The organism is Mangrovicoccus ximenensis (assembly GCF_003056725.1).
GTDB classification, from domain to species: domain Bacteria; phylum Pseudomonadota; class Alphaproteobacteria; order Rhodobacterales; family Rhodobacteraceae; genus Mangrovicoccus; species Mangrovicoccus ximenensis.
In genome coordinates this window covers 57,646-73,006 of the sequence record NZ_QBKZ01000025.1, presented here as the reverse complement: position 1 = coordinate 73,006, position 15,361 = coordinate 57,646, and the positions used below count along the sequence as shown (strand labels likewise).

Annotated in this window: 13 protein-coding genes and 2 pseudogenes; 4 read left to right on the top strand and 11 right to left on the bottom strand. The window is 69.2% G+C overall.

What is annotated here, in order from left to right:
• Positions 1-661 precede the first annotated feature (661 nt).
• Both C7T91_RS40145 and C7T91_RS40140 read right to left on the bottom strand, forming a co-directional pair.
• Positions 662-1,396 carry a copper chaperone gene (locus C7T91_RS40145; RefSeq protein ID WP_407943353.1) on the bottom strand — a complete coding sequence of 245 codons (735 nt, stop codon included), beginning with the start codon at positions 1,394-1,396 and terminating at the stop codon, positions 662-664.
• A pseudogene (locus C7T91_RS40140) lies at positions 1,345-1,833 on the bottom strand (DUF1326 domain-containing protein); the annotation flags it as partial. The gene C7T91_RS40145 and the pseudogene C7T91_RS40140, both read right to left, overlap by 52 nt.
• A 388-nt stretch (positions 1,834-2,221) precedes the next feature.
• On the opposite strand from C7T91_RS40140, the gene C7T91_RS28040 reads away from it, so the two are divergent.
• Positions 2,222-2,965 (top strand): cytochrome c biogenesis CcdA family protein, encoded by a 744-nt coding sequence (locus tag C7T91_RS28040; RefSeq protein WP_108263191.1) that lies wholly within the window; start codon positions 2,222-2,224, stop codon positions 2,963-2,965.
• On the opposite strand, the gene C7T91_RS28035 is transcribed toward C7T91_RS28040, so the two are convergent.
• The 4 genes and pseudogenes from C7T91_RS28035 to C7T91_RS28020 all read right to left on the bottom strand — a co-directional run bounded on the left by C7T91_RS28035 (position 2,907) and on the right by C7T91_RS28020 (position 7,454).
• Complete coding sequence (locus C7T91_RS28035) at positions 2,907-4,259, bottom strand: methyl-accepting chemotaxis protein (protein ID WP_236638566.1); 1,353 nt, start codon at positions 4,257-4,259, stop codon at positions 2,907-2,909. The genes C7T91_RS28040 and C7T91_RS28035 overlap by 59 nt on opposite strands.
• Positions 4,256-5,179 carry a LysR substrate-binding domain-containing protein gene (locus C7T91_RS28030; protein WP_108263190.1) on the bottom strand — a complete coding sequence of 308 codons (924 nt, stop codon included), beginning with the start codon at positions 5,177-5,179 and terminating at the stop codon, positions 4,256-4,258. Before C7T91_RS28030 ends, C7T91_RS28035 begins: the two co-directional genes overlap by 4 nt.
• 1,240 nt (positions 5,180-6,419) lie before the next feature.
• Positions 6,420-6,929 (bottom strand): annotated as a pseudogene (locus C7T91_RS28025) (sn-glycerol-3-phosphate ABC transporter substrate-binding protein UgpB); the annotation flags it as partial.
• 183 nt (positions 6,930-7,112) lie between these two features.
• Positions 7,113-7,454 carry a DeoR/GlpR family DNA-binding transcription regulator gene (locus C7T91_RS28020; protein ID WP_236638565.1) on the bottom strand — a complete coding sequence of 114 codons (342 nt, stop codon included), beginning with the start codon at positions 7,452-7,454 and terminating at the stop codon, positions 7,113-7,115.
• A gap of 50 nt (positions 7,455-7,504) precedes the next feature.
• Between C7T91_RS28020 and C7T91_RS38775 the strand changes: the two genes are divergently transcribed.
• The gene (locus C7T91_RS38775; RefSeq protein WP_108263188.1) at positions 7,505-8,365 is read left to right on the top strand and encodes a calcium-binding protein; all 861 of its coding nucleotides are present in this window, start codon (positions 7,505-7,507) and stop codon (positions 8,363-8,365) included.
• A 392-nt stretch (positions 8,366-8,757) separates the two neighbouring features.
• Here the strand turns inward: C7T91_RS38775 and C7T91_RS28010 are convergent, their stop codons facing one another.
• Complete coding sequence (locus tag C7T91_RS28010) at positions 8,758-9,324, bottom strand: hypothetical protein (protein ID WP_108263187.1); 567 nt, start codon at positions 9,322-9,324, stop codon at positions 8,758-8,760.
• Positions 9,325-9,393: 69 nt separating this feature from the next.
• Complete coding sequence (locus C7T91_RS28005) at positions 9,394-10,200, bottom strand: SIMPL domain-containing protein (protein ID WP_236638564.1); 807 nt, start codon at positions 10,198-10,200, stop codon at positions 9,394-9,396.
• A gap of 122 nt (positions 10,201-10,322) precedes the next feature.
• Between C7T91_RS28005 and C7T91_RS28000 the strand changes: the two genes are divergently transcribed.
• A complete protein-coding gene (locus C7T91_RS28000) occupies positions 10,323-10,631 on the top strand; it encodes a hypothetical protein (protein ID WP_108263185.1) in 309 nt (102 codons plus the stop codon).
• 1,201 nt (positions 10,632-11,832) lie between these two features.
• Positions 11,833-12,162, top strand: coding sequence for a DUF2322 family protein (locus C7T91_RS27995; RefSeq protein WP_108263184.1), 330 nt, complete (start codon positions 11,833-11,835; stop codon positions 12,160-12,162).
• Positions 12,163-12,982: 820 nt separating this feature from the next.
• On the opposite strand, the gene C7T91_RS27990 is transcribed toward C7T91_RS27995, so the two are convergent.
• The 3 genes from C7T91_RS27990 to C7T91_RS27980 are packed head-to-tail and all read right to left on the bottom strand — an operon-like array spanning position 12,983 to position 15,359.
• Entirely contained in the window at positions 12,983-14,476 is a 1,494-nt protein-coding gene (locus tag C7T91_RS27990) for a cyclic nucleotide-binding domain-containing protein (protein WP_108263183.1), read from the bottom strand.
• Entirely contained in the window at positions 14,473-14,676 is a 204-nt protein-coding gene (locus C7T91_RS27985; RefSeq protein ID WP_407943352.1) for a molybdopterin-guanine dinucleotide biosynthesis protein B, read from the bottom strand. The genes C7T91_RS27990 and C7T91_RS27985 overlap by 4 nt, the downstream gene beginning before the upstream one ends.
• Positions 14,670-15,359, bottom strand: coding sequence for a type VI secretion system protein TssA (locus tag C7T91_RS27980; protein ID WP_108263181.1), 690 nt, complete (start codon positions 15,357-15,359; stop codon positions 14,670-14,672). The genes C7T91_RS27985 and C7T91_RS27980 overlap by 7 nt, the downstream gene beginning before the upstream one ends.
• Positions 15,360-15,361: the final 2 nt, after the last annotated feature.

Below are 15,361 nucleotides of genomic sequence, written 5' to 3'. Positions count from 1 at the left end.
GAGCCAAGGCGGCTCTGTTCGAGTGCAACGCGATCTTCCGCAACCGGCCGCGCCGCCATGCGAGCATGGGATGCCGGAGCAAGCGAAGATCGACATGACCGCCGCGATGGCCGCAGGGCAAATATCGCCCTAGTCCGGGAGCCAGGAAAAGATCCGTGCCGTTCCGGCTCGGCATCGTCTTCCGCTATCCCGCCGCCCGCCGCATCTCTGGCTGGCCGGAGCGATCGAAACGCCGGGAGAGGATGACCACCGCCGCCTGCCGATGTGCATCGCCATCCGTCCGGACCGTGCTGGCGACCGGGACCGCTGCCGCGGCAGGGTCATGTCCCGGACGCTGCGGAAGCTGGATGGCGGCTTGATCTCCGGGTGAGCTGAGCCCCCCAACCGGCGGCTGCAACCGCCAGGGAGAGGGAGGGCCCGCCTGCCACCGGTCCGGAGGCGGGCCCGAATGCCATGACCGGGATCAACGGCGCTGCGCGCTTTGCGCCACCGTCCGGCGAGCCGGGGTCCGGCCCGATCGCGGATCGTCTGAGGGCGGCCGTCCGCGCCGCCATCGAGGCGATGTCCGAAGAGGAACACGGGGCCTTCCTCGGACGCTGCCGCCATGGCCGCGGCGACGATGTGCAGACGGGATGCCGCCACCGGCCCGGGGACCGGCAGCTCACCGGCGCATGCTGGACCGGGACGGTCCGGGTTCCGCCGGCCCGGATCGGGGACGAGACCGCCAAGCGATTGATCCGGGGGATCGATCGCAGGGAGACTGCGGGCCTGGGCACCGAATGGCGCTCGACGGCGCTGCCGCGCTGCAGGCGGCTGACGAAAGGCGGGGAGGATCAGGCAAGGCCCCAGCGGGGCGCTGATCGCCGCGCTGCCTCTGGCGGGGACCAATGCGCGGGGCGAAGCGGGCGCTGTTCGGCCAGTTCGAAGGTCCCCAGGACATCCCGCGCGAGCAGGACAAGCCCCGGAAGCTCCCGGCCCGTCCCTCCGACCTGTCCCGCCTCCGGAGATTGCGCGAGGACGGCGGGAAGGACTGACACGTGGCGCGCCGCCTGCAGCCCGGTCCCGGCCTGCTGCAGGCTCCGCCGCTCCGTGAATGGCTGGGGGAGCAGCCGGGCCTGCAAGGCCCGCCTGTTTGCCGCAGTCCCCCGGCCGGTCCGCCGGCGATGGATGAGACGCCCCAGGCGACGGGCGCAGTTCCCGCAAGTTTCGAGCGGTCCCGGCCGCAGGGAAGACGCTTCTCCAGGGTTGCGAAGGCGGCAAGACCGGCAATCCCGTAAAGGGGCATGACGCTGCCGGCGAAGAGCGGTGCCATCGGCATCCAGCAGCGGCCAAGGCCCCAGGTGCCGTGTTCCGGACCGGATAGGCCGCCATCCCGACGCCGCCCGGGATGCTGCAGCGCCCGGTGCGGCTTTCCATGTCCATGTCGAGCCGGACCGGCCCGAAGAGAGTCTCGGGCCTGTCCGGGCACATGGCTGACAGGACCCAGGACATGGTCGCCATTTCCTGGGTGTCCCGGCCCGTCATGATCCGCTGCAGCGTGTCCCTCCGGGGCGGGCTGGCCCCTTCGCCGATGACGACCTGCCTGGTTCCGTTGCCCTCGTGGATCGGGCCCGGACACTGCAGAAGGGTCGCGGCCACCGTATTGGCCAGGTCGACATCCCCGCGATGGCCGCTGTCCCGCCGGAACGCGCCGGCGAATTCGCAGTTTCCGTAGCCCGGCGGCGACATGAAGGGGCAGCCGGCGCCGCAATTGCAGTCGTGAGTTCCTGTCCGTGATGCTCCCAGGGGGGCACGGACGCCTTCAGATATTCCCTGATCTGCCGATATTGTCACGATTGCGGACGAGTTATCGGATCAAGATGCCCGTTGCGCGGATCTGGGCGGAAATTTCCAGGCCACCTCCTACAACGAGAGCGGCCCAGCTTTCAGGGCACGATCCGCAGCTCGATCAGGCTGGCTGTGCCGGCGGGATATGCGTCCTCGGGCAGGGCGTCCTGTGGCCCGGCAGCGACGGCGGCGATGTCCGGGCAGGTGCGCTGAGGTGCCGCGCGTCTCCTGCGCTGCGCGGACGTGCGGGTGCTGTCCTCACCCGCAGGCCGTGCCTTCGCAGGGCTGCGGCCGCGCCGGCGGCTTTTGCGGCGCGGCCCGTGTTTCGGAATTCCACATGAAAGTGACGTCCGGCTTGGTGACCTCCGCGCGGTTTGCCCGTAGAGCTTGTTCCATGTTCGGAATCGAGATCATCGACGCGGCCCTGCTGCCCGCCATGTTCGCCTCGGCGATTGCCGGTATGGTGTCCTTCCTGTCGCCCTGCGTGCTGCCGATCGTGCCGCCCTACCTGGCTTACATGTCCGGCGTCTCCGTCGGCGAGTTCGGCCAGGCGCGCGGCCGGGTGATCCTGGCGGCGCTGTTCTTCGTGCTGGGCCTCTCGACGGTTTTCCTGTTCCTCGGCTTCACCGCCTCGGCCTTCGGCGCCTTCTTCCTGCAGAACCAGCAGATGTTCTCGGCCATTGCCGGGGTGATCGTCATGGTCTTCGGGCTGCATTTCCTCGGCATCCTGCGCATGCCCTTCCTCAACCGCGAATTCAGGGTCGAGGCCGGGGACCAGGGCGGCTCGGCCCTCGGGGCCTATGTGCTGGGCCTTGCCTTCGCCTTCGGCTGGACCCCCTGCATCGGTCCGCAGCTCGGCGCGATCCTGTCGCTGGCCGCCAGCGAGGCCTCGATCGCCCGCGGCACGGTGCTTCTGGGCATCTACGCGCTGGGGCTCGGCATTCCCTTCCTTCTGGTCGCCGCCTTCATGGGGCCGCAGAGCCGTGTCCTCGTCTGGATGAAGCGCCACATGGCGCAGATCGAGCGGGTCATGGGCCTGCTTCTGTGGACCGTGGGGCTGATGATGCTGACCGGGCAGTTCAGCGCCTTCTCCTACTGGCTGCTGGAGCAGTTCCCGGGCCTCGCGACGCTGGGCTGAGCCATGGCCGGGGTCGCGCGGCGCCTCGTCTTCTTCCTGCCGGGCTTCGATCCGAACCCGGCACGGCGCTACCGCGAACTCTTCCGCCGCGAGGCGCCCGCCCAGGCCGCCATCGCGGGCTATGCGCTCGAGATGCTGCCCGGCGCCGGTCCGGACCGCTGGCAGGCACGGTTGGCGCGGCGGGCACGTCCGCAGGCAGTTCGGCCGCAGCCTTCAGCCGCGCGGCGGCAGCGGCGCGGCCCGGGCTGAGCCGGAACTGCGCCACCGCATTGCCGAGATTGACGGCTTCGCGGGTGAGGGTCTGGCTCGCGGAAAGCGTTTCCTGGAACAGCGCGGTATTCGCCTGGGTGGTGTTGTCGAGATGCGAGACCGAGGTGTTGATCTCTCCCAGACCGACCGACTGTTCTCCGGCCGAGCGCGCGATGTCCGAGACATGGCCCGAGATTTCGGAGACCGAGGCCGCGATCCGGCGCAGCGTGTCGCCCGCCTCCCCGACCAGCGACACGCCGCGATTGACCTGGCCGCCGCTTTCCGAGATCAGAGCATTGATCTCGCGCGCCGCATCGGAGGACCGCTGCGCCAGCGCCCGGACCTCGGAGGCCACCACCGCGAATCCGCGCCCGGCCTCGCCCGCCCGCGCAGCCTCCACGCCGGCATTCAGCGCCAGCAGGTTGGTCTGGAAGGCGATGTCGTCGATCACATGGATGATCTTGGAAATCTTTTCCGAGGACTGCTCGATCGCGCCCATGGCCTCCACCGCCTGGCGGACCACCTCTCCGCTCTGCTCGGCCGTGCCGCGCGCGTCGACGACGATCTTGTCGGCATCCTTCGCCCCCTTGGCCGCCAGCGCCACCGAGGATGTCAGCTCCTCTAGCGCCGCCGCCGTCTGCTCCAGCGTTGCAGCGGCCTGCTCGGTGCGCTTCGCCACATCCTCCGCCGAGGTCGTGATCGCCTCGCCCTTCTCGACGATATGACCGGAGGATTCGGATATGTTGGCGATCACGTCCTCCAGGGTGCTGACCGCCGCGTTGAAATCGTTGCGCAACTCCTCGTAGATGCCCTCGAACTGCTCCTCGATGCGGAAGCTCAGGTCGCCGGAGGCCAGCGTCCGGAGCGCTTCGGCCAGGACCTGTGCCACATGCTCCTGCCGTTCCAGGATCTGGCGGCGCTCGCGATCGGCGCGCTGCAGCTCTTCCGCCCGCTCCGCTTCTTCCCGCGTCCTGGCTTGCTGCCGCGTCAGCTCGGCCGCCGCCTCGCGGTCGCGCGCCGCCTGCTCGAATGGCCGTTCCTTCAAGCCCGCAGCAGAAAATCCGCGAATTCGCGGACCAGCGGCCGTTCGGCGGAGGCGGCGTTGAGCTTCAGGTAGTAGCCGCGGTCGAGGCGCAGAATCCCGCCTTGCGCCGGGACCAGCAGCTCCTGCTCCAGATGCCGTCCGACGAGATGGTCCCAGCCGAGGAGCACGCCCTCGCCGCGCAGCCCGGCCTCGACCAGCACCGGATAGCTGTTGCTGACCAGCCGGAAGGCGCGCTCCGGCATCGGCGCGCCCTGCGACCGGAACCAGTCCTTCCAGCTCAGCGGCGTCCAGCCGATGGCCTCCGAGCTCCAGTGCATCGGATGCAGTTCCAGCAGGGCGGCCTCCGCCAGCAGGGCCGTGTCGCCGAACGGGCCGTGGCGGGCGAGGAAATCCGGGCTGCAGACCGGGCGCACGGTCTCGTCGAAGAGATAGACCAGCCGCTCGCCGGGATCGCAGCGCTCGTTGCCGCAGATCACCGACAGGTCGACCTCGGCAAAGTTCCTCAGCCGGTCGTTTTCGTCGGAAGCGAGGAGCACGAAGCGCGCCTCCGGGTGGAGCGCGCGGAAGGCGTCGAGGCGCGGCGCCAGCCAGTAGGCGATGACCGCCTGGGTGCCGGAGATGGTGATCGCGGCCTCGCCCTCCTCCGGGTCGATCCCGGCGATCGCGTCGCAGATGCCGTCGAGCCCGGAGGTTACCGCGCCCAGCAGCCGCGTGCCCTCGCCGGTCAGCTCCAGCGCGTTGTGCAGCCGCCGGAACAGCGTGCAGCCGAGCGCCTTCTCCAGCCCGCGGATCTGCTGGCTGACCGCCGCCTGGGTGACATTCAGCTCGGTCGCGGCGAGGGTGAAGCTCAGGTGCTTCGCCGCGACCTCGAAGGTGGCGAAGGCTTGCAGCGACGGCAGGTAGCGGCGGCGCGGGGTCATGGCGGCATCCTATCGGCAGGGGCGCGGGCGGCTCAAGCGGCGATCACTCGGCGCGGGCGCGCCATTCTTTCCAGCGCAGGGTGGCTGTGGCCCCGATCTGCGCAAAGGGCGACGGCGGCAGGCGCGTCGGCAGCGGCTCCCCACTCGCGCCCCCGGACCGCACACTGCCGCTCCCGGCCGGCAGGGACACCCTTTGCCCCCAAGCGGCTCGGGCCAGAGCAACGGCAAAGGGAAGGCCGCAGGTCCCTGCCACTGATGCCGCGCTCGCGCCGTCCCGGCATGTCGCGGCGCGCCCGAGAACCGCTGTTCGGCGCCACGCCTGCCGAAGGCCTCCGGCCAGCGATCTTCCCGCAGCACTGGCGACAGCCCCCGCGCAGACCGAACCAGATCCGACGGCCCCGACAGTCCCGCGGCAGGAACAGGGCCTGAAAACCCTCGGGGCCCAGCCGCCTCGTGCAGGCACCTCTGGCATGGAGCGCGGTTCATCCCTGCAGCGCAGCCCCCGGCTGCACCTCCCTCGCCCGCAGCGCTGGCGATGCCGAGCCGGCCACCGGGAACGGCGCACCCGATATCGGACCGTCCTCTCTCTCCGCATCTGCGTCCCGGACGTCACTCCCTGCAGGACAGCCACCGCCGGAGACGCAGCGCAGAGACCAGATCGCCGTTCCGGACCACTGCGGGTCCGGCAAAGACACCCGGGGCAAGAGGATCAGGTTCCATGCGAGCGGCGGTTCCTCGATCGCAGGTGGCCGCCCCCGGCGAACCGGCCTTGCGGCACTGTCGGGGGGGAAAGCCGTGCTGCGCCGCCATTCCTACCACGGCGTCCGAGCCGCCAGCGCTTGCCGCGCATGATCCGCCGGCAAATCCGGCTGATCCGGAACAGGGCGGCACGGGAGCGGGACCATGTTCGCCCAGCAGGCTTCCGCAGCACGTCCGGGGCATCGGTCCCGGGTCTCTCCGCTCCGTCGTGGAAAAGCCGGGCACGGGACAATGCAGCGCCCCGCAGGAGGCCGCAGACCATGCTGCCGCGCCTTCTCCGCCCGGGACATCGTCAGTCTCCCGGCTCTGCCGGGCATGACGGCAGAGCACAGGCGGGTACGGGCATACCGCCCCGTGCCGGGACATGGGCCCAGGACATCCGCTGCCCCCCGCGGCCGCAGCCAGGGCCGGTGCACCATCGCAGGGTCCCGCCCCGCCGGCGTCGCGGCGCGGTGTAACTCCCAGTCCGGGATCCGGGGGCAAGCTCATGGCCGACCTGGCTCCAGGTGGTCAGGCCGACATCGGGGTCGATGCCCGCGCCTTCCAGACGGTCGCGGGTGGCCCAGAGCACCGGTGTGGACAAGTTGCACGGATGCGACAGCATCCGGCCGTCGGTGCTGGTCTGGCATCCCTTCACGGCGCCGATACAGGCGTCCGGATCGAAGGCCGCGACGCTCTCTTCGATCACCTGACAGACCGGCCGCATGGCGCCCTCGGCGGCCATCATGGTGGCGGACCTCGAAGACCATCAGGACATGCGGCTGTTCGCCCGCCCGGAAGGCGGCGATGCCGACGTTCGGCGTCTCGGAGCAATTGCCCTTGCAGGCGGCCGTGACGGCGTCGTTGTAGGAGGCGTGTTGAACGCCTGGGCCAGCTCTCCGAGCCGTCCGGTGAAGTTATGCCAGAACTGGATTTCGGTCTGGGCGCTTGCCGCGATGGGGCGCAACAGCGCGGTTCCCTCGGCAAGGATGCCGGGAGGAAATCGTTTCATGGTTCCTTCCTATGACGCCCTGCGCGTTGCCTTGTTGTTGTCATTTGAATCAATGGAATGAGACTATAATCGGCGCCTCCGTCGCCCGTGGCTGACGCATCTTCGGAAAAAGATATGGCAAGCAGGTTCTTGCAGATTGTCCGCAATCGATGCCTGCGGTGGGCGGCTGCGGCAGGGTCCGGGTCACAGCACCCGCGCCCCGCCATCGGCGATCGCCTCGCGGATCTCCTGCGGCAGCGGAGCCTCGGTGACCAGCGTCAGTCCGGGACAGAACCGGGCGACCAAATCGATGTCGGTGCGGCCGATCTTGCTTTGATCGGCCATCACCACGAGCTCGCCGCATTGTCCCAGCATCGCGCGCTTGACCGCGGCGAAGCCGGGCACCGCCTCGGTGATGCCGTTGCGGCTGACGGCCGATGCCCCGACGAAGGCGCGGCCGACATGGAAGCGGCGCAGGAAGTCCACCGTTTCCGCGCCGGTCACCGCCGCCTCGCGGGCCAGCAGCTCGCCCGGACAGAGCCGCACCGTCGCTGGCGGGAAATGACCGGACTTATAGCGCCTCCGAATTACGGGGCATGGGGATCAATACTCAGATCGAACTTCGTGAGTTCTCCGATCTCGAACTCACGGGCGACGACGGCGCCAACACTCTTGAAGGCAGCGCAGACAACGATCTTCTAATTGGACTGGCTGGTCCGGATGTTCTGAACGGTGGCGAGGGCAACGATACGCTCAAAGGCGGCTTGGGTCGAGATAGCCTTGACGGTGGCCCTGGGGCCGATTTGCTCGAGGGGGGCTACGGAAATGACCGCTATTACGTCGACGATGCCGGGGATCGCATCATCGAGCGCCCAGATAGCGGCTACGACCGGGTCTATTCATCGGTGTCTTTCCACCTCAACGAGAAAAGCAACAACGTAGAAGAGTTGATCCTGACCGGAAATACACACATCGATGGCTCTGGTAACTTCCTGGCGAACAAGTTGTACGGGAATGACGGCAGGAACAGCCTCGCCGGAGGAATTGGCGATGACAGTCTCTATGGTGGAATGAAAGCGGATACCTTGTCTGGCGGTCAAGGTGATGACCTTTTGGTCGGCGGCATGGGAGCGGACGTCCTAAACGGTGGCCAAGGAGCAGATATTCTCAGAGGATCGCGAGGGAACGACACGCTGCGTGGTGGCAGTGGTGATGACCAGCTTACGGGTGGCCAAGGGGCTGACGTCTTCGTTCTCCAAACGGACGGTGGCCATGACATCGTTATAGACTTTTCGCTTGATGAAGACTTCCTGGCTGTGGAAGGGAGCGCGACCATCGATCAGATTGCAATTACCGCGTCTAACGGTGGAGCAATCGTTTCTTGGGAAGACAGTAGCCTGATCCTGCTTGGCGTGAACTCTGATCTGCTTACCTCAGACCATTTTCAGTTCATCTGATATAGGTCCAAAAGTGGAAAAATCTGAGAAGGCCATTTCAGGCCTTCTCTTCATTTCCGATCAGACGTCATCCTTAGTTAGCCAATTGTGAATGTCTGCTAGCGTCCAGACGTCTCTAAGAAGTCGGTTCTTCATATGAGGGTTTTTCGTATGCGGCTTGTTACGCTCAAACTTTGCCTTTGCCATGTCTTCGGGCGCCTTTTCTGGGGGCGGTCCGCCCGCCCTTGGTCATCAACGGCAGCCGGGTACGGAACCGCTGCAGGAGAGTCAAGCCTTTCGGGGGCCGGGGACCGGGGTTTGCGGCCCGCAGGCCACGTTTCCGCGCTGCGGCACGGGCTTGGCGGGCGGAACTCCGCCGCCCTGCCCCGCGATGCGGCCCGCCATCCGGCCGGTCAGCTGGACGGACCGTCCGCCGCCGGCGCCGCGGCGGGGCGGGCGAACCAGCCCTCGTTCTCGCGCATCCATTTCTCGATCTCGACGGCGGCATTGTCGGCCAGCTCGGCCAGCTGCTCCTCGGCGGTGGAGGTGTAGCCGGTGCCGACGATCTGGTCGCCGCCGGCGCGTTCCCAGACGACGAGCTGCTTCCAGTCGCCGCTGATGCGCTGCTGGTCGGCATCGAACACCGCGACGTTCATCGCCAGCAGGGAGCGCGGCGCCAGCAGCACCGGAATGCCCGGCGCGGCCAGCGCGTAGCCGACGACCTTGATGCCGATCGAATAGTCCGCGCCGCCCTGGAAGCGGCGGAACCGGGTCTCCACCGCCTCGGTCACGGCCGTCTGCAGAGACTCGTCGTCGGAGGCGCGCGACATCGGTCCGCGCTGCGGATCGTCGACCACGACCACCAGGTGCTGCAGGCTGAAATCGCCCAGCGGGCGGTTGGCGATATCCGGCGCGATGTCGGTGGTGCAGCCCATCAGGGCGAGGCTCGCGGTCAGGGCAAGGGCGGTACGGCGGTTCATCGTCTGGCTCCCGAGGGCAATCACGTTCCGGTTAGCAGGGCTTCGCAAGCTTGGCAAACCACGGCTGTGTCAGGGCATTGCCGATGTGCGGCGGCAAACCGATTGCAGCGCCTGCCATTCGGCGGGGCTGATCACCGGACGGTCGGCGGCACGCGCCGCGGCATCGCGCGCGGCGCGCGACCGCTCCTCCAGCGCGGGATGCGAAGCGAAGAGCTCCAGCACCTCCGGCATGTCGGGCGCGCCGGCGGTGGCGGCGTCGGACATCGCCATGCGCGCGCCGTATTCGGGGCGGAACCCGCCCGACCCGGCCTCTTCGATCGACAGGATCGCGCCGCGGCTGCCGCCGGCCGCCCCGGCGATCACCGCCGCCTTCGCCAGCGCATCGGTCACCGCCTCCTTGCGGGCATCGTCATGCGCCATCGACGGGTCCTGCAGGCCGAAGACCAGCCCGCGGAACGTGTTCGCGCCGCCCTTCACCACGCCGTCGAGGATCATTCCCAGCGCATCGAGCTCGCGCACCGTCACCCGGAGCGTGTTCCCGGCCTCGAAGCCGAGGATCCGCGGCGGACGGTTCACGTCGTCGCGCGGCGTTTCGTAGACCGGGTTGAGCGTCAGACCCGCGGTCTGGACGTCCTCGGCGGCGACGCCCGCCGCCGCCAGCGTGTCGAGCACCGCCGCGATCTTCGCCGAAGCCGAGGCGACCGCCTCCTCGGCGGTGCCGCCCTGCTCCTCGACGCCCAGCGTCACCGTCGCCATGTCGGGCAGCACCTGGATCTCGCCGGTGCCCGTGACGGTCAGCTCCGCCTGCCCCTGGCTCCATGCCGCTGCCGGAAGAACCATCGCCCCGGCCAGTGCCATAGCCAAAACCTGCCGCATTTTCCTTGCCTCCCCGGAAATTCCGTCAATGCAGTGTTTACCGCATATAGTGTCGACATAGTTGAACATGCTATACGTGAAGAAAACCAAGACCTGCCGTAAAGCAGGTTGAGAGCGGATACATGCGACCGAACCTGGCTCTGTCCCTGTCCACCGAAGAGGTGGTCCTCTATGTCAGCACCGACGAGGGCTGGCAGCGTCTCGGCCGCGTCTCCATCGCAGGCCGCGATCTCGGCCTGCAGATGGCGGTGCTCAAGCGCATCGCCCAGAGCTATTCCGACAGTCCCGGCCTCGACACGCTGCTCTGCGTGCCCGCCGACCAGGTGCTGTGGAAGCGGCTCGGCGCGGACGGCGTCGGCGGCGATCCGGCGGCGGTGCGCGCGCATGTGATCCGCGCGATCGGCAGCGCCACGCCTTGCGCCGCGGACTGAAAGCGCGCCCGGGCGCACCACCGGGCTGATCCTGTCCGGTCAAGCCGGGGGAACGGAGCAAGCTGTCGGCGGTCTCCCGGCACCGCCCTGAGCGCCGCTTTTTGCGGCCCTGCCGCTCCATAGCCTCGCTGTCGGTCAGCCATGGTCCTGCGGGCCGTGCCGGCTGGTGCTCCGGCCCTGAGCGGGGGCGGGCCTGCAACCTCCGCGGCACCGGACCCTTTTCGACGGCGGCTTCCTGTCGCCATGGGGCATACTCGTGGCGCCCTGCGGCTCCCTGTAGCCGCTGTGGCGCGTGCGGCGCCTGCTGAGGCCGCTCCGGCACTGATTGCCGCTCCGGTCCATGCCGGTGCCGCAGGCCCGCAGCCGGGCATCCAAGGCGCAAGGGGCCTTGGGGGCGGTGACCATGCCGAAGCGCTGTTCTGCCATGCAGTCTGCGCCGCGAGAGGGTCGCCCAGGGTCGGCAGAGGACGCGACTTTGCCATCGCCCGGCCCGCGGAGCCGATCCTCCGCCAAGCTGTGGTTGCGCCGCCCGGGGAGGACAAGTTGATCTCCCGATCCTTCCTTTTCTCCGTTCCGGCCCTCGCCATTTCCCGGCTGCAGCTGGCGGATGCGACCCGTTTGGTCCGCATGGCGGCCGCCGCGGGCGAGGCGATGCAGTCCGCATGGGGCGATATCCGACATGGCGGGTGCCCAAGCAGAGATGTTGCCATCGGCAATCCGGATGCGGGCCTTCCGGCCGGGACGATCCTGCAGCACCCGGCGGTATGCGCCAGGGCGAGGATCGGGACGGAGCATGGCACCTGTCCCGCGCCAGCGCTGCCGTCGGACGGATCCTCGCGCTGTGCGCGGTCAGTTCTCCGTGTGCGGCGGCTCCGGCAAAGGCCTTCCCGCATGCCGCCGTGAACGCCGTCGATCCTGAACAACTTGATTGGGCGACATTTGGGGATTTTCCGAGGTGCCGGGCTTGTGTCCATGAGTTCCAAAACAGCGGCCATGAGCCGGCCCAAACGCGCCGGAGGCGGGCGGGGACCTGCGCCCGCAGCCTCGCCCAGGGGCGTCCCCTGCCACGGACACGCCAGCGCGGGCCCCGGCATCGGCAGCCCGTGGGGAACGGAGGCTGCCGGAGCGTGCAGCCGCGCCATGGCGGCGGCGGCGCGGAGCTGCTAGACGCCGGGCGAGACCTCCCAGAAAGGATTTGGCGATGATCCAGCCCACTGCTTCGTTCAAGGACAACCTGCAACTTCTGCCGTCGATCGAGGGCCTTGCGGCGCTCGAGCTCGTCGACCCGGCCGGTGCGGTCGTCGCGACCATCGAGAACCAGCCGGGCAAGCAGGGCTCCCTCGCGGTCTACCAGTACCTCCACCAAGCATTCGGCGCCCTGACGGCCGAAGCCGCGGAGCACGGTCTCGCGGTTTTCGCCGAGCACACAGCCGATGCACGCAACCGTCCCGGCGCCCATCCCAACATCGACCGGCTGCTGGAGATCGCCGGGGGCGCGGCGCCGCTCGACATCCGTCTTCCGGCAGCCTGACGCGGGAGGCCGGGGCTCCTTGCGGATCGCGGGGCGCCGGTTTCCGCCCGGCGGCGGGTTGCTTTCGGCCATTGGCAAGCGGGCATGTTTGCATGCCTCTGCGGCGGCGGTGCGGAGCTGCCCCGCCGCTCGGCAAGCCGGTGGATTCCCGCGTTGCAGTTGGGGCGGCACGGCGCGCCGCCAGCCTTGATCCGTAGGGCAAGGCCGTCCGCCCGGCAGCGGAACTGCGGCTGTTTCCGGTCCTGTTGGTCTGCGACACCAAAAGCTGCCGCGACATCGGGCCGTCGCCGACCCGGGGACCGGCGAAGCTGCCGGCTTCCTGGATAATGGCGTTCCGGCAGGGGCGGGCTGCGCAAGGGGCCGCCTTGCCGGACCGCGTCTTTCGCGCCCGTCCGCGGCCCGGGTGGACGAAACGCCCGTCCGACGGTGCGGAGACCGTCGTTCCGGACGTGTCGGATCTGGCGGAGTCCCCGCCGCGCTACCGCCAAGGGTCCGGCCGCCCCGCCGGGAGCGGATCCGCCGGAAGCTGCCTGCCCATCCGGGAGCCTTCTCTCGGCGAGTACTGTAACTCCCACTCCGGGATCCGGGAGCAAGCTCAGCAGCCACAGGCGAGCTCGACCGCAGCACCCAGCAGAATGCCGCCATTTTCGAAGAGACCAATGCGGCGGTCTCCTCGCTTCAGGGCAAAGCCCACGCCCTGGCAACTGCGATCGGGGCCTTCGTTCTGACCGGCGGGTCCAGCCCGACGCGCAGCGCCGAAGCGGACCGGCTCGCGTCCTGACGGCTCTCTGCCCCGGCGGCACCAGCCGGGGCGATCAGCTCACAGCACGTCGGACAGCAGGTCCGGATCGAGAATCTCGATCTTCTTGCGCGCGGTGCGGATCGCGCCGCGTTTTGCCAGGCGGCTCATGGAGCGCGACACCATCTCCCGGTTGGCGCCGATGGACCCGGCGATTTCCAGATGGGTCGGCGCATCGGCGATAACCGCGCCGGGATGCAGGCTGCCGGTCTGCAGCGACAGCCGGACCAGATAGGCGCAGAGCCGCTGTTCGATGGAATAGGTCGAAAGCTCGTGCGCCTTCTGCGTCAGATCGCGGATCCGGCCGACCAGGTCACGCATCACCCGCCTGCGGATCTCCGGCACCTCGTCGAGCAGCAGATGGAAGGAGGCCTCCGGCAGCTGCAGCAGCCGCGACGGCGCACGGGCAAAGATCGCCAGCGACCGCGCGCCGCCGTCGATGGCCGACAATTCGCCGAGCATCGCGCCGGTTCCGATCCGCGTATAGACGACCTCGCGCCCATCCTCCGTCCAGTAGACGGCCAGGAGCGCTCCGGAGAGCAGGAAATAGACGTCGCGCCCAGGATCCTCGCGGTCGAAGACCATCTGGCCCGGCGCGAAGCTGGGCGCGCTCCAGCGCAGGTTGAGAGGCGCCAGGCGCTCTGCGGCAATCCCCTCGAAAAGCGGCAGGCCCTGCCAGGGCGGTGCGCTCCGGCTCATGCCGGGTCCCCTGCCGCATGGCCGGGACCCGCCCCGCCGCCGCTGCCCCGCGAGCGCTGCCGGGTCGAGCCGCGCCAGCGCTCCGGCCAGGACGCGGACTTGCGCGCGGTCCTTGATCTCCTCCGGTTCCGCCAGGTCCGCGATGACCGGGGCGATCAGCGAGGGGAAAAGCTCCACCAGCGTGACCGGCGCCGCGCGGCTCTCGAAGGGGCGCACGGCGATCTCGGCGCCGAACCGCGCGCGCATGCCCTGGAGCCGGGCGATGCCCAAGAGCGCCTGCGAGCCGACCGAGCCGGTGGTGTAGAGCTTCCAGCAGGGCTGGGCCGTCTTCAGCCGCTCTTCGCAGCCGCGCCGTTCGGGCAGGCCATGGCCCTGCCGCACGCTGCCCTTGGCAGGCAGGCGCGGGTCCCCGACCGTCGCCGGACAGCCCCAGAACGGACCGGTCCCCGGGAAGAGCCCGTTCAGCTCCGCCGCCGCCTGCCAGCGGTTGTTGGCATTGTCCGGGCCGTCCTCGATCCGGGCGGCCAGCGCCTCCCAGAGCGACAGCGGGTCAGGCCCGCCGCAGACCGCACCGGCGAAGCCCCGCGGATAGGCGAAGGGGAAATCGAAGCCCGCGAGGACCCGCCGCCCGGCGGCGATTTCGGCCTCGAAGAGCGCGCAGAGCGCCGCAACGGCATCCTCCCGCGTGCGGTGATAGCTGGTTTCGACCGTGCCGCCCCGGGCAATGCCGAGCCAGATCGCATCCTTCGACGGTTTCGCGGGCGTCGGCGAAGAGGCCCCCGACCAGTCCGCGACGACGATCGTGTCGAAGCTCACAGCCCCACCTCGCCGAGGATGAAATCCGCAATCGCGGCGGTGTCGTCGAGATCGAAGCAGGGCAGGGCGGTCTCCGGCGCGCAATCCGAGGCGACCGCGCGGATCGACGGGTTGGCCGGCGACAGGAGCGGCCGCCCGGTGGCGGCGCGATGCGCCTCGATCTTGGGATGCGCCTGGGACTTGTAGCCCTCGATCAGCACCAGGTCGACCGGCGAGAGCCGCGCCAGCAGCTCGGCCAGCGGCGGCTCGGGCGCATCGCCCGCGCATCGCCAAGCGCCTGCCGCGCCGCGGCGGCGATCTCCGCCAGCGCCGCCGGATCGGTATCCTGGAACGCGGCCGCGATCGCGGCCGGATCGGTGATCGCCGGGACGGCCTCGGAGGGTTCGCGTTCTCCGTCGGCAATCTCGAGATCGCGCAGCGTGACCCGGCCGAAGGCGTTCGACAGGGTCAGCGGCGCAGACCGCACCGCGCGCAGCACCGTCGTGCCGTCGGTCAGCCCGCTCAGAGTGTTGACCCGGAACAGCGCCATGTCGTCGGGATCGTCATGGTCGAGCTCGGGATGGCAGCTGTCCCAGAAATCCTGCAGCAGCGCCCGGATGTAGGACAGACCCTCCGCCAGCCCCGGATAGCCCCGCAACGCCGCCGCCGCATGGGTGTAGTAGAGCGCGGCGCGCAGGTCATGGCAGCGCGACAGCACCTCTTCGGCGCGCGCCGCGACGTCGCGGTAGTCGGGCTCTTCGGCCGCGAGGATCTCGGCGCCGGCCTGGCGTTCCTCGCCCGGCTTCGCCGCCCGCTCGAGGGCCTGGAAATCGGCGTCGTATTCGGGGTCTTCGCCGCTGGGCGCGGCCTCGGAGAACGCTGTCAGATGATCGTGAATGGACATGA